General features: G+C 50.3%; 16 protein-coding genes. 4 read left to right on the forward strand and 12 right to left on the reverse strand.

Annotated features, from left to right (window positions below):
• Positions 1–19: 19 nt before the first annotated feature.
• Complete coding sequence (locus ACO0LL_RS16360) at positions 20–814, forward strand: ABC transporter permease (protein WP_422951920.1); 795 nt, start codon at positions 20–22, stop codon at positions 812–814.
• A complete protein-coding gene (locus tag ACO0LL_RS16365) occupies positions 811–2,055 on the forward strand; it encodes an ABC transporter ATP-binding protein (protein ID WP_422951921.1) in 1,245 nt (414 codons plus the stop codon). Before ACO0LL_RS16360 ends, ACO0LL_RS16365 begins: the two co-directional genes overlap by 4 nt.
• A gap of 17 nt (positions 2,056–2,072) precedes the next feature.
• On the opposite strand, the gene ACO0LL_RS16370 is transcribed toward ACO0LL_RS16365, so the two are convergent.
• From ACO0LL_RS16370 to ACO0LL_RS16400, 7 genes are all read right to left on the reverse strand, one after another.
• On the reverse strand, positions 2,073–3,197 hold the full coding sequence (locus tag ACO0LL_RS16370) for a glycosyltransferase family 4 protein (RefSeq protein ID WP_422951922.1): 1,125 nt from the start codon (positions 3,195–3,197) through the stop codon (positions 2,073–2,075).
• 10 nt (positions 3,198–3,207) lie between these two features.
• Positions 3,208–4,404, reverse strand: coding sequence for a glycosyltransferase family 4 protein (locus ACO0LL_RS16375; RefSeq protein ID WP_422951923.1), 1,197 nt, complete (start codon positions 4,402–4,404; stop codon positions 3,208–3,210).
• Positions 4,401–5,297: a GDP-mannose 4,6-dehydratase gene (locus ACO0LL_RS16380; RefSeq protein ID WP_422952048.1), complete on the reverse strand. Its 897-nt coding sequence runs from the start codon at positions 5,295–5,297 to the stop codon at positions 4,401–4,403. The genes ACO0LL_RS16375 and ACO0LL_RS16380 overlap by 4 nt, the downstream gene beginning before the upstream one ends.
• Before the next feature lie 8 nt (positions 5,298–5,305).
• Positions 5,306–6,343 carry a GDP-mannose 4,6-dehydratase gene (gene gmd, locus ACO0LL_RS16385; RefSeq protein ID WP_422951924.1) on the reverse strand — a complete coding sequence of 346 codons (1,038 nt, stop codon included), beginning with the start codon at positions 6,341–6,343 and terminating at the stop codon, positions 5,306–5,308.
• Between the two features lie 236 nt (positions 6,344–6,579).
• The gene (pyrE, locus tag ACO0LL_RS16390) at positions 6,580–7,251 is read right to left on the reverse strand and encodes an orotate phosphoribosyltransferase (RefSeq protein ID WP_422951925.1); all 672 of its coding nucleotides are present in this window, start codon (positions 7,249–7,251) and stop codon (positions 6,580–6,582) included.
• A gap of 82 nt (positions 7,252–7,333) precedes the next feature.
• Positions 7,334–10,339 (reverse strand): glycosyltransferase, encoded by a 3,006-nt coding sequence (locus ACO0LL_RS16395; protein WP_422951926.1) that lies wholly within the window; start codon positions 10,337–10,339, stop codon positions 7,334–7,336.
• Positions 10,340–10,354: 15 nt separating this feature from the next.
• The gene (locus tag ACO0LL_RS16400) at positions 10,355–10,639 is read right to left on the reverse strand and encodes a hypothetical protein (RefSeq protein ID WP_422951927.1); all 285 of its coding nucleotides are present in this window, start codon (positions 10,637–10,639) and stop codon (positions 10,355–10,357) included.
• Positions 10,640–10,776: 137 nt separating this feature from the next.
• Here ACO0LL_RS16400 and ACO0LL_RS16405 point away from each other — a divergent pair, with 137 nt between their 5' ends.
• Complete coding sequence (locus tag ACO0LL_RS16405) at positions 10,777–11,550, forward strand: exodeoxyribonuclease III (RefSeq protein ID WP_422951928.1); 774 nt, start codon at positions 10,777–10,779, stop codon at positions 11,548–11,550.
• Positions 11,551–11,634: 84 nt separating this feature from the next.
• Here ACO0LL_RS16405 and ACO0LL_RS16410 read toward each other — a convergent pair whose 3' ends face one another.
• The 3 genes from ACO0LL_RS16410 to ACO0LL_RS16420 all read right to left on the reverse strand — a co-directional run bounded on the left by ACO0LL_RS16410 (position 11,635) and on the right by ACO0LL_RS16420 (position 17,266).
• Positions 11,635–13,341 carry a bifunctional metallophosphatase/5'-nucleotidase gene (locus ACO0LL_RS16410; RefSeq protein WP_422951929.1) on the reverse strand — a complete coding sequence of 569 codons (1,707 nt, stop codon included), beginning with the start codon at positions 13,339–13,341 and terminating at the stop codon, positions 11,635–11,637.
• A 110-nt stretch (positions 13,342–13,451) separates the two neighbouring features.
• Positions 13,452–15,836 carry a TonB-dependent receptor gene (locus ACO0LL_RS16415; RefSeq protein WP_422951930.1) on the reverse strand — a complete coding sequence of 795 codons (2,385 nt, stop codon included), beginning with the start codon at positions 15,834–15,836 and terminating at the stop codon, positions 13,452–13,454.
• Between the two features lie 527 nt (positions 15,837–16,363).
• Entirely contained in the window at positions 16,364–17,266 is a 903-nt protein-coding gene (locus ACO0LL_RS16420; protein WP_422951931.1) for a M48 family metallopeptidase, read from the reverse strand.
• A 283-nt stretch (positions 17,267–17,549) separates the two neighbouring features.
• Between ACO0LL_RS16420 and ACO0LL_RS16425 the strand changes: the two genes are divergently transcribed.
• Positions 17,550–18,692, forward strand: coding sequence for an acyltransferase family protein (locus ACO0LL_RS16425; RefSeq protein ID WP_422951932.1), 1,143 nt, complete (start codon positions 17,550–17,552; stop codon positions 18,690–18,692).
• 33 nt (positions 18,693–18,725) lie between these two features.
• Here ACO0LL_RS16425 and metW read toward each other — a convergent pair whose 3' ends face one another.
• On the reverse strand, positions 18,726–19,328 hold the full coding sequence (gene metW, locus ACO0LL_RS16430) for a methionine biosynthesis protein MetW (protein ID WP_422951933.1): 603 nt from the start codon (positions 19,326–19,328) through the stop codon (positions 18,726–18,728).
• Entirely contained in the window at positions 19,325–20,512 is a 1,188-nt protein-coding gene (metX, locus tag ACO0LL_RS16435) for a homoserine O-succinyltransferase MetX (protein WP_422951934.1), read from the reverse strand. Before metX ends, metW begins: the two co-directional genes overlap by 4 nt.
• Between the last annotated feature and the right edge of the window lie 3 nt (positions 20,513–20,515).

The following is a 20,515-nucleotide window of genomic DNA, read 5'->3' on the forward strand; positions in this document are numbered from 1 at the left end:
TGCTAAGGAAAACCAAGCTTTGAAAGCTGTACTTATCTCATTGTGGCACTACCGCCACTTTATCCTGTCGTCCATCAAGGCCGAGTTTGCCGGGCGCTTTGCGCGCAGCAAACTGGGTGCCCTGTGGATGATTTTGAATCCTCTGGCGCAAGCAACCATCTTCGCTATCGTCTTGTCTGAAGTACTGGTCACCAAGATACCAAATATCGAAAACAAGTCGGCCTATGCGATTTACCTGATGGCGGGCATGTCAGCCTGGGGTTTGTTTGCGGAAATAATGACGCGCTGTACTACGGTGTTTATTGATTATTCCAACACCCTGAAAAAAATCGCCTTCCCCAGACTTTGCCTGCCCTTGATCGTCGGCGGCAGCGCCCTCATCAATCATTTGTTATTGCTGGCAGCGATCGCCGTAGTGTTTTTATTCTTTGGTCATATGCCGACAGCTGCGTGGCTGGTACTGCCGCTGGGCATGCTGCTGATCATCCTGTTTGCCTTTGGCCTGGGCATCATACTCGGTCTGTTGAATGTATTTTCACGTGACGTTGGTCAGGTCATGGGCATCGTCCTGCAACTGTGGTTCTGGTTCACGCCTGTGGTTTATCTGATGGACAATATGCCGAAGCGCTTTATCGCGGTATTGAATCTGAACCCGATGACACCGCTGGTCAAAATCTACCAGAATGCGCTGCTATATGGCGCAGTACCAAACATGGCAGATTTGCTGGTTCCTGTGCTGATTTCAGCGGGCATGTTTATATTTTCATTCTGGATTTTCCGCCGTGCCAGCGCAGACCTGGTGGATGCATTATGAGTCAAATTGTATTGAGTGTCTCTGGCGTTGGAAAATGCTATTCAAAATTCAGCGGCCTGCTGTCACGCCTGATGTACTGGGCTGGCCTGCCGGTAAAACCAGCGTATGAATATTGGGCCAACCGCGATATCAGTTTCAATGTACCTGCGGGCCAGGCTGTGGCCATCATAGGCCAGAATGGTGCTGGTAAAAGTACGCTATTGAAAATGATTACCGGCACAGTGCGGCCAACGACCGGCAGCATCGCTGTCAGTGGCCGCATCAGCGCGATGCTGGAACTGGGGCTTGGTTTCAATCCTGAATTTTCTGGCAGACAAAATGCCTATATGGCAGGTGGCCTGATGGGCCTGAGTGGCGAACAACTGGACCAGCTCATGCCCGGCATAGAAAGCTTTGCTGAGATTGGTGCCTTCTTTGACCAGCCCTTGCGTGTATATTCCAGCGGCATGCAGGCGCGTCTGGCATTTGCTGTTGCCACGGCAGTGCGCCCGGATGTACTCATCGTCGATGAAATCCTGTCGGTAGGTGACAGCTATTTCCAGCACCGCAGTTTTGACCGCATACGTCAGTTCAAGGAACAGGGTACTTCCATCATTCTGGTCACCCACGGCATGGGCGATGTGCGCAGCCTGTGTGACCACGTCATCCTGATCGACAAGGGTTGCGTGCTCAAGCAAGGTGCGGCAGATGAGGTGGTCGATTACTACAATGCCATGATCGCCCGCAAGGAAAACGAGAATTTCTCCGTCGAGCAAAACCGCAATGAACAAGGCTGGCTGCAAACACGTTCAGGCACAGGCATGGCGACAGTCAGCAAGCTCACCCTGCGCGACCAGGACAGCGATCAGGTACTGGCCGCAGCGCATGTTGGGCAAAAGGTCAAGCTGGTGGCGGAAGTGCAATTGCGTGCCGACATCCCTGAACTGGTGCTAGGCCTGATGTTGCGCGACAAGCAGGGCAGCGTCATCTGGGGTAGCAATACCTGGTATTCGAAACAGGTACAAAACGATTTGCGCAAAGGTGACACGCTGGAATTTGTGCTGCCTTTTGAATGTCCTTTGGGGCCAGGTTCTTATTCTGTCACCACCGCACTGACCAAGGCAAAAACCCATCTTGATGAAAACTATGAGTGGTCAGATAATCTGCTGGTGTTTGATGTCATCAATGTGGATCACACTGAGTTCATCGGCAGCAACTGGTTACGCGGGGAATTTGAGGTCAGGAAATTGACGGCAAGCTAGGCGAGCTTATTTGTTTCTTACTTACGCTTATGCTCGTCTATGACTTGCTGGTAAAGGCGGGCATAATTGCTCGCCATTTTATCGGCAGTAAATAAGTCCAGATAACGCTGGCGCGCATTGATACCCATTTGCGCCGCCTCTTGCGGATGTGCCAGCAAATACTCCATGGCCTGCCTGAAGGCTGCCGGATCACTCGGCGGCACTACCATGCCAGTCTGGCCAGCGACATTGATGTAAGTCGTGCCAGTGCCGATTTCGCTCGATATCATGGGCTTGCCGTACATCGCACCTTCCAGCAATGAAATGCCGAAAGCTTCTGAGCGCAGATGCGAAGGAAAGGCCAGTGCATAACACAGGGTCAGCAAGGCGACCTTGTCAGGCTCAGGCAAGGCACCAAGGAAATGCACATTCTTCAGTTGCAGGCTTTCTGCCTGGCGCTTGAGTTCGATTTCTTCCGGGCCATCACCAACAATGACGATGGGGATATCCGTCCCTGCTGCTGCCTCCAGCAAGATGTGCAGGCCCTTGTAATAGCGCAGCATGCCGACAAACAGGAAAAAGTTTTCCCCGACGATGGCACGCCATTTCGCCAGCAATTCTGCAGAGGGAACTGGATAAATACTGTTATCCAGACCGTAGGTAATTACCTCGGTCTTGTCTTTATACAGTTCCAGCGTCGGGCTGGTCGCCAGGTAATTGGGCGACGTCGCCACGATGCGGTTTACATCGCGCAAGAACTGATGCTTGAGCGGCGAATACAGCTTCAGCAAATATTTTTGCCTGACGATATCCGAGTGATAAGTGACGACACTGGGCTTTTTGATACGCCCCAGGAAATGGGCGATATCCATGAAAGGCCAGGGGAAGTGATAGTGAATCACATCTGCCTGCTTTGCCAGTTCGACAAAGCGCGACAAGGCCGACCAGGAGAAACCGGTAGAAGCGATTTCAAAATTCAAATGGGCGCGGTGTACCTTGTGCCCTTCAAATTCTATCAAGGGGCGGTCAGCATCGCGTGTCAAAGTCAGCACTTCATTTTCCACACCCAGACGTGTCGTACCCACAGCCATCTGGCGTATGACTTGCTCAACGCCACCGAAGGTGTCGGGGTAATAGGTGCGGTAGAAGTGCAGGACTTTCATGGCGCTGTCCTTAACTGGCCTTGACTGTCTGATAGGCTGCGACTGTATTGCGTACGCAGGCATCCCAGGTCAGCTCGGCAGCACGTTGCAAGCCACGTGCTTTGGCCACGCTGCGCCATTCTTCATCTTCCAGTGCCTGGCGCAAACCGTCACGTATGGAATTCACATCCGCCGGATCTACCAGCATGGCGGCACCAGCGGCCACTTCCGGCATGGAAGAACAATTCGAAGTCAGCACAGGTACACCACTGGCCATGGCTTCAGCAATCGGCAACCCAAAACCTTCATACCAGGATGGATAAGTGAACAGACGGCAACCGGCATATAAAACCGGCAGCAATTGCTGATCGACAAAACCCAGGTATTTGATCCAGCCTTCACGCTGGCCTTTTTCTATCTCGTCATGAATGGCTTCACTTTGCCAGCCCTCACCACCAACCAGCACCAGCGGCCAGCGTTGGCGCAAGGCATCTGGCAAGGCACGGTAAGCTGCCAGCAAATGCAACAGGTTCTTACGCGGCTCTATGGTCGAGACAAAGAAACTATAGCCATCTGGCTGCAAGCCAAATTCATGCAAGATTGGCGCGGTTTCTTCTGCAGTATATGGGTGGAAAACTTCATCCACACCCAGCAAAACGGCGCGCACCTGATCAGGACCCAGGCTAAATTCCTGCATGACTTCGTCACGTGTTGCCATGGAGTCTGTCAATACCAGATTGGCCCGCTGGATTGCTTCAGGAATAGCAATGCGCATGCGGTCTATCCTGGCCTTAGGGTGCCATTGCGGATAACGGTAAATCGATAAATCATGCACCGTCACCACACTGGGTAACCGGGTCTTGGGTACAAAGTAATTGGGGCCATGAAAAATCCCGTCTGGCACACTGTTCAACTGGCGGCCAGCAAGAATGGGCAGTAATTTGCCATACAGGCGTGCCACCATGGGCAACTGCCCTAGTTGACGGCGTATGCGGCTTTTGTAGCTGGATCTTGCTGGTGCTGTGACTACTGGCATTGGCCCGGCTAACGTCGCATCAGTATTTGTTGGCTGGTCTATACGCGGTAATTCGCGCCAGAAACCATCAGACAGATAACGTACTGATTCTATCTCTGCCTGCATGGGCAGGCGGGTAGCCAGCTCCCACGCATACCTGCCTATACCAGCCAGCGGCGGGTGTATGGCTTCTATGGAAAGAACAACGTTCATGCTGCATCCTTGTGTTGCAGCATCCAGGCCAGCGTGTCGCGCAAGGGGATAGCAGGCAACCCACCTATGCATGCTTGCAAACGCTGACCATCACCCATGAGTTTATGCACTTCATTGGCACGCACAAAGGCCGGATTCACATGCACCTTGATTTCATAACCAGCCAGCTCACTAGCCATTTGCAATACAGAGCGCAGGGTATGCGCAGTACCAGAACAGATATTGAAAGTCTGGCCTGCCGGTGCCTGCTCCAGCAAACGGGCATAAGCCGTGGCAACTGTGCGTACGTCAGAAAAGTCCCTGGCAACATCCAGATTGCCAAGTTCTATATCCTTAGCCTTGCGGCGGTAATGATTGATGATCTTGGGCAGCAGGAAATTTTCTGTCTGACCTACACCGGTGTAATTGAAGGGGCGGGTCACGATGATGGGCAACTTGTCCATCCAAAGGCGTGCTACATGTTCCATCGCCAGTTTGCTGACACCGTAATCATTGGCGGGTTGAGCTGGCTCGCTCTCGGCGATGACTTCTGTGCGGGTATTGCCATAGATATTGGCGCTGCTGGCGACCAGCACGGCTTTTGGCTTTTTATCCAGGCTAGCCAGTGCTTCCAGCAGATTACGGGTACCAACCACATTGACGCGATAAATTTCTGCAGCGTCGCCATGGGCCACAAAAGAAATAGCGGCAAGATGGGCAACCACATCTGGCTGGATTTCTGCCACTAGTTCAGCCAGGCGCTGCTTGTCACCCAGATCAACGGCAAAATTATCTTGCCCGGGTGCTTCTGCGCCGTGGGTAGTACCAAAAACCCGGTAACCAGCATTTTTTAGTTCTTGCGCCAGATAACGACCTGTGAATCCCTTAATACCTGTTATCAGGGCGCGTGGCATCGCAGACATCAGAACGACGCGCCGTTCTGGTTACGGCGCAAATCTGCTTCTACCATCATATGGCACAGCTCTTCCAGCGTGGTCTTAGGTTCCCAGCCAAGCACTCTTTTGGCTTTGGCAGGATCACCGATGAGCAATTCCACTTCTGCAGGACGATAGAATTTTGGATTCACACGAACCAGCAATTTGCCGCTTTTTGCGCACGTAGCGGTTTCGTGTTCGCCTTCGCCTGACCATTGCAACTGTATGTCTGCAGCCTTGAAAGCCATGGTGACAAAATCACGCACAGTTTCAGTACGGTTGGTCGCCAGCACAAAAGTGTCTGGCTTGTCGGCTTGCAGCATGCGCCACATGCCTTCTACATATTCCTTGGCAAAACCCCAGTCGCGCTTGGCATCCATATTGCCGAGTTCCAGCACGTCGAGTTTGCCCAGTTTAATCTTGGCGACAGAATCAGTAATCTTACGTGTCACGAATTCGCGGCCACGCAGCGGGGATTCATGATTGAACAAGATGCCGCTGCAGCCAAAGATACCGTAGGATTCACGATAATTGATCGTCATCCAATGCGCATACAATTTGGCCACGCCGTAAGGGCTGCGCGGATAAAATGGGGTCGATTCGATTTGTGGCACGGCTTGCACCTTGCCAAACATTTCGGAAGTTGAAGCCTGATAGAAACGGATTTCAGTATTGACGATGCGAATCGCTTCAAGCAAGTTCAACGCGCCGATACCGGTAATTTCTGTCGTGGTCAGTGGCTGTTCAAACGACACGCCCACAAAACTTTGCGCTGCCAGGTTATAGACCTCGGTAACACCAGTCGTTTGCAGCAGACGTATGCTGGCCGACAAATCGGTAAGATCATACTCAACCAGATGCAAGGCAGGGTGAGTTGCGATACCCAGCTCTTCTATGCGCCAAAAATTGACTGAACTGGTACGGCGATAAGTGCCATAAACGGTATAGCCTTTTTCCAACAGCAACTGAGCCAGATAGGCTCCGTCCTGACCAGTAATACCAGTGATTAACGCTTTTTTACTCATTCAAGAAAACCTCTTCGCCGCAGCGAACATTCAAAATTCTTCTAACCAGATAATGGACTGCTAATTTGAATTCATCTGTGACCGTGATCACAATTTATCCACAGTTGCACAGTATACAATGACTGTTCGCCGCACTGCGGAAATTTAATGCAAGCGCATGTAAGTGGTACTACGCAAGAATCGGCAAAACACGGTATCAGCCTTAATTATCTGACAATTATTGCAATATCATTTATTCAATCTGCCAAGGCGCCATAGCGCTTGCGGTAAGCAGCGACTGCTTCTGTATATTGCGACAACTGTGCGTCACCGCCAGCAACTGACAGATAATCGAATAAATCATTCAGGCTGGCGATAGAAACGACAGGCATGTCATACGCCTTGCCGACTTCTTGCGCTGCGGAATGCGCAGACAGGGCATCATCCTTGCCAGAACGCTCCATGCGGTCCAGCGCGATCAGTACGGCACTCGGGGTGGCGCCGGCATTGCGGATCAAATCGACAGATTCACGTACTGAAGTGCCGGCAGAAATAACGTCATCAATAATCACGACCTTGCCTGCCAGTTTGGCACCAACGATGTTGCCACCTTCGCCGTGGTCCTTGGCTTCCTTGCGGTTATACGCAAAAGGCACATTCCTGCCCATGCGCGACAACGACACTGCAGTAGCCGAGGCCAGCGTAATACCCTTGTAAGCGGGGCCAAACAGCATGTCAAATTCCAGGCCGGAATCAAGCAGCGTGCGGGCATAAAAATCAGCAATGCGGCCAAGATTGGCACCATCATTAAACAGACCTGCGTTAAAAAAATAGGGGGAGGTACGCCCGGCTTTAGTGACGAATTCGCCAAAGCGTATCACGCCAGCCTCGACTGAAAACTGTATAAAATCTTGTCTCAAAGTACTCACGATAAGCTCAATTCCTATAATTTATGCGGTTTACTGCTGTTTTGCGTCAAACCTAGAGCATAACATGCGTGCATAATTGAATTTAGTCTGTTTGAAGTGGCAAAATTGCTAAAAATTTGGCAATCAGGGCTTCAGACGCTGACAAATCCACCATATTTGCCTGCATTTGGGTAGCAATGGCGTGACAAGTGACGCCAAGTTGCTGTAATTGCATGGTCTGGATTTGCAAATCTTTACATCCAGATAAATCCAGATACAAATCTCCTGCACGCAGCGCGACGAAATCATCCGCTGGCGCTGGTCCAGGCAGGGAGAATTGCTCAAAAGTCCAGCTTCTGGCATAGCGGAAATCCGGGCCTGCATAGCAGACAGGTTCAAAGCGCAAATCCTGGCGGGCAAGTATCACGGCTTCCAAAGCCGCTTTCCATCCTGCCGACAGCGCCTCTTGCGACTGACACCATGAAGTGACATCCAGCATGACCATGCGTTTACCCGGGCGCGGCGTGCAATGAGCCAGATGGCGCGCCAGTTCACGTAAATCATCATTTGCGACTTCTGCCTGCAAGTGTGGATGCAGTGGCGATGCAGGCGAGATATCAGCAATCGCCGCCAGGCTGCGGTGCATGCGGGCCGCCGGCTCGGTCAGCGCAAATTCTTCTATCGCTTCTGCATAGCTGCGTGCAATCAATGCAGGTGCATGATGGGCTTGCACAAACTGCCTTGCCGCCTGGCCTGTAAGCTGGCTACTCTTGCTTTCATCATGTAATGTGCTGATGGCTTGCAATAGTTCTTCCTGTGTAAACTGGTCAGGCATGCCCAGCACGGCATCCACCAGCAACTCTGCCATGGCACCATTGCGGTTTAAGATCACAGGCAGGCCATAAGCCATGCATTCTAGGACAGCGGCTGAGGTCTCGCCACGCGAGAGTGTACGTAACTGCACAGCACCATCTGCAGCCTGCATGTATAAGGCAAATTCTTCTGCAGTAGTAAAACCGGTGATGCGCACACGTTCGCAATTATCGATACGCACTTGCAATTGCGCCCCATATTCACCAGGATCATTCTTGCCAACAAAAATCAGGTGACAGTGTGCATCCTTGCTAAGGGCGGATTCCAGCCATGCATCGAGTAAGACATGATTGAGCTTGGTCGGCCCCAGCATGCCAAAACTGCACAAGACAAAATCCTGTTCACCCAGCCCCAGCTTGCTACGCGCGAGGTGCTTGTCAGATACGGCAGGGATGCGTCTTAACAAAGGTACTTGCTGCCACTGACAGGCGGGCCAGCCTTTGATCCAGGTACCCGCCAGTTCTTGTGCATAAGCAGAATGCACAATCACGCCCTCGGCACGTTCAAGTACGGCACTGCTGCAAGGGTATTTTGCCATCACCGTGGTGTAATCAGCCGCATTACGCCTCTCCAGTAAGGCAGCATAGCCATGCGAGAGATACAGATGCTGCGCCCATATGCCTGGCCTGGATGAACTCATCTCCAGATTGGCGAGCGAATCACTCAAGAAATAATCATGCAAGACCACGATGCCGGGGTAGCTGGCAAACAGAGGGTACATATAAGCATGCACGGCAGAATTGCCAAAATGATAGAGAACACGGTCAAAGCTGGCAGCATGTTCAACAAACCACTGGCTGTCATGTATGGCGAAATTGGCTGTCAGCCACGGTGCATGTAGCTGGCTTTGTTCTGCAATCAGGGTGATGTCGTAATAATCGGCCAGCTCAGGCAACAGGTCTGCGCTGTAGTTGGCTATGCCGGACGCCACCGGTGGCAAAGGGGAAATATACGCCAGCCTTGGTTTCACAGGCGGCAGACACACATGAACTTTGGCAGCGGCCACTTGCTGCAAGTGAGCATGGCTGACTTCAATCGCATGCAGCGCTTTTTTGGCTGAGGCATCCCAGGAAAATTTCTGACATTGCTGCAAGCCGTGCTCGCGCAAACGGGCAGCAAATTCTGGCTGCTCAATTACCTGCAGCATTTTGGCGGTGATCGCCGTTATGTCTCTGGGGTCAAACAAGGCATCGGGATATTCCAGTACTTCAGGCAAGCTGCTGGTGTTGGCAGCAATCACCGGCGCGCCACAAGACATGGCCTCCAGCGCAGGCAAGCCAAAGCCCTCATGCCAGGAAGGGAAAACGAATAATTTGCAATCCTGATACAGCAAAGGCAAGTCTTCATCCGGCACAAAACCGGTCAGGATGATTTCATCCTCCGCCAGTTGCAGTTGCGTGACCAGCGCTGCGATGCGTTCACGGTCTGCTTTTTGCACACTGCAGACGATGGCCAGTTGGTGTTGCTGGCGCACTGCCAGCGGCAGACCAGCATATGCCTGGATCAGGCCATCGATATTCTTGCGTATATCGATACCGCCGGTGTACATCACCATATCGCGGGTAATGCCATAGCGCGCTCGTAGAGCATGCATGACCTCATCGTTACAACTGCGCACCTGAAAATGCTCATCCACGGCAGAAGAAATACTGACTACACGCTCTGGCGACAACTGCAGCAAATCCATGCCTTCCTGCCGCGACGAATCAGAGATAGCCAGCAACAAATCAGCGCGTTTCAAACTGGCCAGCTTGCGGTAATACCAGGCTCTTTGTGCCGGGTCGTTCAGATACTGTTTGTCATACATCAGGGGAATCAGGTCATACAGCGTTACCGCTGTTGGCAAGTGTTCACCCGATATCGCAACGCTGGATACTGCGTCATCACCCGAACCTTCAAACAGACTGGTGACATGGATAAAATCGGGCCGCAAGGCAGCCAGGGCCTGCTCCCTCAATAATTCTGCCGCACGGCTGCGCCAATAGTTTTGCGGTACCAGTTCTGCTACCGGGCCGGGCGCGCCCCAGGTGACAATACGTTCTTGCGGCACCATATTGGCGAAGGCGTCACGCAAGGGCTGTATGGTGTCAGGAAACAAGCTGCTCAGTAGCAGCCAGATGTCATGCTCTCCTGCATTGCGCACCATGGCCTTGGCCAATGCCAGTGAATAGCGGCCTATGCCACGATGGCGGCTACCGGTGGATTGACAAGCTTGTAGATCGATAATGATGCGCATGGTGGGAGGTCTGGTTTACTTTTGTCGGCTGATGCTGCGGCTGCGTTGCATGCGGCTCTGGAGTTCATTCAAAATTCGCTGGCCTTCATCGTTGAGCCGGTCTGGCATGACTTCAGCCACCTCCGTCTTCTCTACTTTGGCTGGCATGAGTTTTTTGAGCACGAGCTTGATATCGCGCAGCAACTTGGGCAAGCCACCGTTCTTCAACAATTCCACCGAATAGCGCATGGGCGCGGTCAGTTTCCAGGAGGAACTGGCATAGACCGCCTTCAGTTCAGCACGCAATTGTTCTTCATTCATGATGGCGCAGAGGGGTAGCTACCCTGAGGAAAAAGTAGGCAAGTATAAACTATCTGCTGGCTTTTCCCTTTCAAATACACGTACTGCTACACTATCTGGTATGCTTTCTATCTCACTTTAAGTCACTATTTACCAGCATGACTAAAATCATCTCTGCCAATCTGAATGGCATACGCTCAGCCTCCAAAAAAGGCTTTTTTGAGTGGATGCAAAAGGAAAACCCTGACGTCGTCTGCGTGCAGGAGCTGAAAGCCCAGGAAGCGGACATGACGCCAGACTTTCTGAATCCGCACAAATATCACGGACATTTTCACTATGCCGAGAAAAAAGGCTATTCCGGCGTTGGCGTGTATAGCAAGAAAGAACCAGATGCGGTCTATATAGGCTTTGGTAGCCCGGAATTTGATGCCGAAGGCCGTTATGTGCGCTGTGATTTTGGCAAATTATCGGTCATTTCCCTGTATTGCCCTTCTGGCTCATCTTCACCTGAACGGCAGGAGGCCAAGTTCCGTTTCATGGAATTGTTTTACCCGCATCTGCAACAATTGATTGCCGAAGGCAGGGAAATCATCATCTGCGGCGACTGGAACATCGCCCACAAAGAGATCGATTTGAAAAACTGGAAGAGCAATCAAAAAAATTCCGGCTTCTTGCCAGAAGAACGCGCCTGGATGACGCGGCTGTTTGATGAACAGGGCTGGCTCGACGTGTATCGCCATCTGCATCCTGAAACGACAGGCGATGCTTACACTTGGTGGAGTAACCGCGGTCAGGCCTGGGCAAACAATGTGGGATGGCGTATCGACTACCATGTCGCCACCAGCGGCATAGGTAAAAAAGCGCATAAGGCATTGATTTACAAGGAAGCCCGTTTCTCTGATCATGCACCGTTGATCATAGAATACAAATAAGCTCCTGGCCTTTCAATGGAAAATGCCCGTCTATGAGATAGACGGGCATTTTTTACTTCTGGAGCTTTGCTGGTTTATGCTGGCTTAGCCAGGCAAACGTTTCACGCGGTCGCGTTTAACCTCATTCAATTTACTGCCCTGTTCGCGCACATAAGACTCGAACGCTTCCAGGTCACGGCCTATCAACTCTTTGTCTTTTGCTTGCTTGAGCACAGCAAAACCATCACCGCCATCTGCCATGAAGCTGTTGACTACCACGCTATATTGCTGGTTCAGGTCCAGCGGCTTACCCTTGATTTTGACATCCTTTACCCGCGCATCTATTCCGGCACGCGGGTCATAGCTGTAGTTCAGCGTGTGAGATACAAACAGTTTTTTTGGCTCATTGACTTCACGGCCCGACCATTGTTGCTGTAACAGCGTCAGGATTTGGGCCCCGCTCAACTTCATACGCACCAGGTTATTGCCGAATGGCTGCACCGCATACAAATCACCATAAGACACAGCTACCGGACCACTTGCCTTGCCGGAAGGCAGGTCACTGCGTATGCCGCCAGCATTCATGAAGGCAACATCAGCACCACCCGCATGTTGCCCATGATGGAGCTGCGAGTCAGCGATGATATTGCCCAGGCTGCTGTCAAACACACCGGCTTCGCTATTACGTGACAAGGGTGCACTCAGATTCACAATAGGACGCTGGCGCAAACTCGCCGTTTGTGATGCTACCTGATCGACCAGTTGCTTGGCGGCAGGGTCTGCCTGCAAGGCTTGCTGGTCAATCAGATGATTGACCGCCACTGCCTTGATGACCTGGTTGGTTTTGCGGTCTATCGTCAGGGTTGATTCTGTCAGGAAGGAACCATAACTACGCCCCTGTACCACCAGCCTGCCATCTATCTTGCAGGTATAGCCCTGGTGTGAATGACCAGAAACGATCAGGCTGATGGCCTTATCGAGTTTTTTACTGATCTCGATAATCGGGCCTTGCAGACCTTCACAGCGATAGCTGGGGTCATTCTCTGAACCCTTGTAAGTTGCGCCTTCATGTATCAGCACGACGATGGCAGCTACGCCCTGCTTTTGCAGTTCTGGCACATAACGGTTAATCGCCGTAGCCTCATCTTCAAAACTCAGATGCTTGACCGCATCGCCAGCCACCAGGTTGGGTACATCAGCGGTGACCGCACCGATGAAACCTACCTTGAAGTCACCAACCTGACGTATGACATATGGTGCAAGCCATGGCTTGTCACTACCGAGTTCATGAATATTAGCACCGAGGTAGGAAAAGCGGGCGCCCTTGAAATCTGCATAAGCGCAACCTGCGGACGGACATTCACCCTTGATTTTGCGCATCAGATCAGCTGTGCCATTATCAAATTCATGGTTGCCGACTGCGGTTACTGACAAATCCAGACGGTTCAGGGCTTCGATGACGGGTTCATCTTTCATCAGTGCTGAACCCATGGGCGAAGCACCAATCAGATCACCGGCACCAACAAAAATACTGCTGCCAACGGCCTGGCGGCGTTCTTTGAGCTTGGTAGTCAGGTAGGCATAACCACCTGCAGGTACCGAGATTTTTTCACCGGGGCGTGCCGGGTCAGTTTTGGTAGCGACATAGGGCACAGGCTGGTCAGCCTGCAAATTGCCATGGAAATCATTGATACTGAAAATCGTGATATCCGTGGTTGCTGCCTGGTTCGCCGTAAGCATTTTGTCAGTGCTGGCACAGGAGGCTAGCGTTGCGGCAGCGATAGCTATGCTGATTAATTTCAACTTTTGCATAAGAAGTATTCTTGAAGTAAAAAGAATAAGGCCTGCAACAAGTGTTCTTGTTGCAGGCCTGTATCAAGTCTGTGTGGTGAGATTTTGCTTCACCACCTCATCCCTCCAGATTAGAAATCTGCCTGGAAAGTGACCGAACTAAAGCGTGGTGCACCCAGGTAGTAGAACACACCTTTGGCAGCGGCGCCTGGATAGGCAACTGCATTGGTGATGTTGAAGCTGGATGGGTTACGATATTTTTCGTTCGTGATATTGCTGATGCTCAAACGGATAGTTGGTTTTTTGAACCAGCTGGTGTTCGGGAATTGATAACCTGCATCAAAGCCCAGCAGTGTGTAACCAGGCACGAATTCATCATTCGTCATGGTGGCAAACTGGCCGCCTGTGTATTTCATTTTCAGACGTGTGTACCAGACTGCTGTTTCATACTGCGCGCTCAGACCAGCTTTCCATTCTGGCGTCAACGTCATTTGCTTGCCAGCTGTTGGAATGTAAACACCTTTTGCCACTTGCAGGTCGTCTTTGATTTCGCTCTTCGCATAACCAACGGAACCATAGAAAGACCAACCATTGACTGGAGTGTTACCCATTTCAACTTCAAAGCCTTTGGTTTTTACTTTACCGACATTGGTAACTGAGCTTTGTGCAGAGACAGGATCAAAAGCAGTTGCCTGACGGTCAGTAAAGTCTACGGTGTAAACCGTTGCTGATGCTGTCAGCCTGTCACTTTGCAGGCGATAACCCAAATCGAAGTTGTAGGAAGTTTCTGGTGGAACTTCTGCGAAGCCTACACTGCCATCAGGATTGATTTTCGCGTTATTTGTCGTTGAATAGACAAAGTTTGGCGGTACCTTCATGTTACGCGCCAGGCTGGCGAAGATCTGATTGTTATTATCGAGCTGGTAGCGTGCACCCAACTGCGGCAAAGCTTTGGTGTAAGTACGTTCAATATTGTAAGTGACGCCTGAGTTGGTGCCTTCATTCGCGTAGTTTGTGAAGTTACGTTTCATGGTAGGAACGCGTACACCAATATTGATGCTCAGCTTGTCATTCAGCAGGCTGATTGTATCTTGCAAGGAGAACTGATAAGCAGTACTGATGGTTTTCCAGTCACGGCTTTGGAAAGGCGTGCCATCAGGGCGAGTGATACGGCCATCTTTCAACCAGATATCAGCTGCGTTACCGTTGGCATCAACAGCAACCATAGGGCCGAATTGTTCATGCGTTGCACGTTCATACCAGACACCAGCCAGGATTTGGTGGTTGTCGATCGTGTGAACAACGGAAGCTGTTACACCAGGGCGGTTAGTACGTGTCACGCTACTGTTGGCAACAATCACTTTGTCCAGCGTATCGCCGTCACCATTCAGATCAACAGCGGCAGTCAGTTTGCCAGTTGTTGGATTCAGGAATGCGGATTCAGTTTGCAGACGTTGTTGTACGCCACCTGTACCGTAACCATACCAGTAGTAAGGGACAACTTTGACATCAGTATTTTCATTGATACGGAATTTGCCAGTCACAGAGAAAATCGCGTTTTCAAACGGATTTTTTGTCAATTGGTAGTAAGTGTCAGCATTTGCCTGGCTAGGATCATTATCTGCCTTGCCCTTGGTTGGCGTGACGTGACCAATGAACTTGGTCGAATAATCATAGTAGTAACCATTTTTTGCCAGGTCAGCCAGATTGAATGTGCTGATGTTCTGGTTGATGGCGCGGTTATACAACAAAATTGCATTGATGGAATTGAATTTGTCGAAATCGATGCGGTAACCAGCGTCTACGTGGTTACGGTCTGCGCCGCCTTCGCCTTTCCATTTGTCAGCTTGCGCATGGGAAGCAGAGATAAAGAAACGGGAACGGCCATCAGCCCACAGGCCTGTGTCGTAACGCAAGAAAGTCTTGGACAGTTTCAAACCACCCAGAGTCTGCATCACGCGGAAACGTTTTTCCTTGGTTGGATCACATGTAACGATACCAAAGTTACCACCAGTTGCACCGATTTGCGGGGAGTCAACGTCTGTTGAACCTTGAGTCACAAATTGTGTACAGGTATTTTCCTGATCCACGAATTCTTGCGGGAACACGGAGAAGCTACCAGAGTCATTGACTGGTACGCCATTGATCGTTGCACCGATCTGGTCGCTGTTAAAACCGCGCAGTGTCAAACCGCCACCAAACAAACCGGTTGCGTCATAGTTGAAACTATTAACCGCAGGCATCAATTCCAGCGCTTCATAGGCATTGCCTGTAGGACGCTGTTTGGCCAATTCTTCAGCAGTAATAGTACTACGTGCTTTTGGCGCATTTTCTTGAACCATCAAGCCCATACCGACTTTTTTGCCGGTAATGGTGACGCGGTTTGCGTCAGGCTGCTCAGTGGATTCTGTCTGCTGCGCATAAGCAGAGGACATGCTCAGGCATACCAATTGGCATGCGACTGCAACCATCGACAAACGCGATGGAAATGCGGACGATTTGTTTGATTGTTTCATTGAAGCTCCCGAATCATTTTACAAATGGAAATAAAAATTAGTGCAAAACCCCGTTTATCATCTCAAGCCACCGCAACTGCCTGATGACATCCCCTTCACCGCTCGTTTTTTTGCCGAATATGTTGGCTTTTTTTTGTAACTGGTTGTAATTCCACAACAAACACCTGCGATGACATGTCACATTAGAAATATTCTGGGCTCATTACGCCGCGCAAACGATTGCTATTTTTGAAAATTGAAAATTTTCAACTGCGCAAACGATTGCTATTTCTAAACAAAAAACAGACGGACTTTTTTACAGTGCGTCTATCTCCTAGTGACATCTTTAAACTTGAACAAATGCCGGGGCAAATGTCTGTAGATCAGATATTTTGATATGTGAAAATAGTCTATCACATAAAATTTTGAACTTGCAGAGTGTCCCATCCAATTATTAAAGGATGATGACAAAGTGGTCTTAGGGGCAAGTTTTTGTCACAATTGCGCGACAAATTGCCATTTGGATACTGTTTTTGTTTGAAAAATACTTACTTTCCCAAATATACGACGGGAGCAATGCCTTTGACATTGGTTTGATAAGGTGGCAAGGCGCTGATACTGACGCCTTTGGCATGCGCATATAAAGGCATGACTTCTGTGAAGTGGTTGCGGATTTCTGCAATACGGGTAGTACCGGCGGGGTGGGTAGATAGCCATTGAGGCGGTGCGCCCTTGCTGACCATGCCCATTTTTTGCCAGAGTGCGACACCGGCACGCGGGTCATAACCAGCCCTGGCGGCAATATCAAGACCGACGACGTCAGCCTCGGTTTCGTCACCACGCGAAAATGCCAGCATGCTGAACTTGGCAACACCTCCAGCTACACCACCGGCAATGTTAGGGTCATAACCTTTGGCGCCGGCCCACAACTCAGCCAGTTTGATACCCACATTCGCAACCGTTGCCTTGCCAGCACGTTCAGCACCATGCTCACGCAAGGCATGGGCAATTTCATGACCCATGACTATAGCCACTTCATCATCGGTCAGTTTCAGGGTATCGAGAATGCCGGAGTAAAAAGCAATCTTGCCACCAGGCATGCAATATGCATTGACCTGCTTGGAGCCGATCAGATTGACTTCCCATTTCCATTGCTTGGCGCGTTCATTCCATTTCAGCGCATAGGGTATCAATTTTTGTGCAATTGCCCGCAAGCGTATCACTTGCGGGTGGCTGGCAGGTCCCAAAGCATGCTTTTGTTCAGCGACCTGCATGGTCTGTGCATACTGCGCTGCCGCCTGGCTTTCCAGCGCGCCTGTCGGGGCCAGTTTTCGCAAGACCGACATTTCACCTACCTTGACGCCATCCTGCTGCCCGCTATTTTGCGCATGAGCGGCAGCGCCCAAGGCAAACAGACTGGAAAATATAAGTGCGGCGTGGTTCAGTTTCATGGCGAATATATGGCAGGAAGATACGCAGAATGATAAGCGCAAATGGGAGCCATCTGGCTTTTTTTAAAGATGCGGCTGGACAAAATTATTTAGCCTTACTGGGTAAACCGCAAACAGATGTGCCTGCAATAACATCCACGTTAACACGGCGTTATCAAAATTTATTTACCAAAGGAAATATTTCCAAAATAAAATAATTTACAATTTATATACAAAATCCCTTGTCAGCTTATGATAAAAGTGATTTTATGTAAATTAATGTTAATTGCTTGGAATAAGTCTTTTGATCACTTCAACTAATGCAGCTGCGAGCGAGCGTTTTCTATATATCGATTTTCTGCGCGGGCTGGCAGCAATGCTGGTTATTTATCAGCACACCATAGAAGTTGCGGCAAAGGTGCCGCCTGAGCTCATTTTGAATTTGGCAGAATCAGCGATAGCGAATTTTTTTACCAAACAAATCGGCATAGGGGAAATAGGTGTATGCATCTTCCTCATGGTCAGCGGCTTCGTAGTGCCTTTCAGTTTATCGACATATCGCGTAGCGCCTGTTAAAACATTCGTCATACACCGTTTCTTTCGTCTGTATCCTGCCTATTGGCTTTCCGCCATTCTGGGTCTTGTTTTTGTCTATTGGCGCTTTGGCGTCAGCCAGGGCGGGAAGGAACTGGACTGGACTGTCTTTGCCATCAACCTGACCATGTTCCAGGCATTTTTTGACGTGGAAAACATCATAGGCTCTTACTGGACCTTGTCTCTGGAACTTTTTTTCTATCTGTCCTGCATTTATCTGTTTTCGTTCAGCAAATTGAATTCCTTGAAAAGCATATTGCTCATCATGCTGCTGGTCATGCTTTTACCAAGACTGGTACACCGTATGGCAGATGTTTCAGCCTATACCGCAAACGTGCTGGCCTATCTGCGCTATACAGGTTACATGTTCTTTGGCCTTTTATACCGAGAATGGCTGTTGGACAAGAACAGCACCAAAGCAGCAAAAGCCCTGCTTGTCCTCTTGCTGACTTATTTCCAGTTTGTTGAAAGAGAAATATTGACGCTGGATGCCATTTACCTGAAAACACCTGTCACTCAATTAATTGCCATTGTCATTTTTGTGCTGATGACCTCGGTACTCAGGGTGAACGTAAAGCTGGGAAATTTTTTAGGAAAAATCAGTTACTCAATGTATCTGTTTCATCCCGTAATTTTTTATCCTTTGTATACTTACTTCTGGCTAAACTTGTCACCTGAATGGCAAGCCCACCCCCATCTATTTTTTGTACTGGCGAGCTTGCTGACTATTCCCTTTTCCTATTGCAGCTATCGATGGCTGGAACAACCTTCTATCGCTTTTGGGAAAAAATTTACACTGCGGCGGCATCAGACCCGAATGCCGCCAACCACCAACATGAAAGCACAGACATAGTTTTCACGAAAAAATCATAAGTGATACAACAAGCTATTTTTTCCGTAAACGGAAAACTGCCAGGCTGCCGCGCAGATTAGGCAGCCAGGTTACGGGCTGCCCTTCGTGCAGAGCAACACATTCCATCACCTCCAGACCAACTTCTACTGCCAGGTCAGAAAAATCAAGTATCGTTGCGCAGCGCACATTGGGTGTGTCATACCATTCATACGGCAGAGATTTTGACACTGGCATCTTGCCGCGCAATAAGGCGGTACGGTGTGGCCAGTAACCAAAATTGGGGAAAGAGACGATGGCCTCGCGCCCTACCCTGGCGATATCACGCAACAATGGTTCCACATGTTTCATCATCTGCAGTGAAGACAGGCACATGACGGTATCAAAGGCATTGTCTTCAAACATGCCCAGGCCGTTCTCCATATCCTGCTGTACGACATTTACGCCGCGCGTCGCGCAGGCAAGCACCTTGTCGTCAGCGATCTCTATGCCATAGCCATTGCATTGCTTATCGCTTTGCAGATAATCCAGCATGACGCCATCGCCGCAACCGACGTCGAGCACTTGCGCCTGCGGCTTGATCCAGTGGGCGATAAAAGCCAGGTCTGGTCGCAAGACATTTAATTCTGAAAAATTCATGCTGCGGCTCCCAACAATTCGGCTTTTGGTTCAGTTTGTAGTTCAGCTCGCAATTCGGCATCTATGCGCTGATAGTAAGCAGCAATCAGGTTCAGGTAACGTGAGTCATCCAGCAGGAAGGCATCATGTCCATGTGGTGCATCGATTTCTGCATAACTGACAGTGCGCTTGTTGCTGACCAGGGCTTTGACGATTTCACGGCTGCGCTCAGGTGAAAAACGCCAGTCAGTGGTAAACGAAGCGAGCAGGAACTTGGCCTTGGTGTGTGCGAGTGCCTTGGCCAGATCGCCTCCGGTATGACGGGCAGGGTCAAAATAATCGAGCGCCTTGGTGATCAGCAGATAGGTATTCGCATCGAAATAATCCGAGAATTTATCGCCCTGATAGCGCAGGTAAGATTCAATTTCAAAATCCACGCCATAACCAAACTGGTAGTCGCCGCCTTTGAGGTCACGGCCAAATTTCTCGGCCATGTCATCATCTGACAGATAGGTAATATGGCCTATCATGCGCGCTACCCGCAAACCACGGCGTGGCACGACATTGTGGGCATAGAAATCACCGCCATGGAAATCCGGGTCCGTCAAAATTGCCTGGCGCGCCACATCATTGAAGGCAATATTCTGGGCTGATAGTTTTGGAGTAGAAGCCACGACTACACAATGACGCAAACGGTCTGGATACAAAATACTCCAGGCCAGTGCCTGCATGCCACCAAGAGAGCCACCCATGACGGCGGCAAATTGCGTGATGCCAAGCCGGTCTGCCAGTCTGACCTGGGCATTGACCCAGTCTTCGACCGTCACGACAGGAAAATCTGCGCCATATGGTTTGCCCGTCGCAGGATTGGTGTGCATGGGGCCTGTAGAGCCAAAACAGGAACCGAGATTATTAACACCGATTACAAAAAACTTGTCGGTATCGACTGGTTTGCCGGGCCCAACCATATTGTCCCACCAGCCTACATTCTTGGGCTGGTCTGCATACACGCCAGCCACATGGTGCGAGGCGTTCAGGGCGTGGCAGATCAGGACTGCATTGGATTTATCGGCATTGAGCTGCCCATAGGTTTCCACCATCAGGGTATAGCCTGCAATCGAGGTGCCGTTTTGCAGGGCCAAAGGCTCGTTGAACTGAAACGCTTGTGGCGTGACGATTCCAACTGATCCAGGTGAGGATGACATACA

Source organism: Undibacterium sp. TC4M20W (assembly GCF_049340245.1).
In the GTDB taxonomy this organism is placed as follows: Bacteria; Pseudomonadota; Gammaproteobacteria; order Burkholderiales; family Burkholderiaceae_D; genus Undibacterium.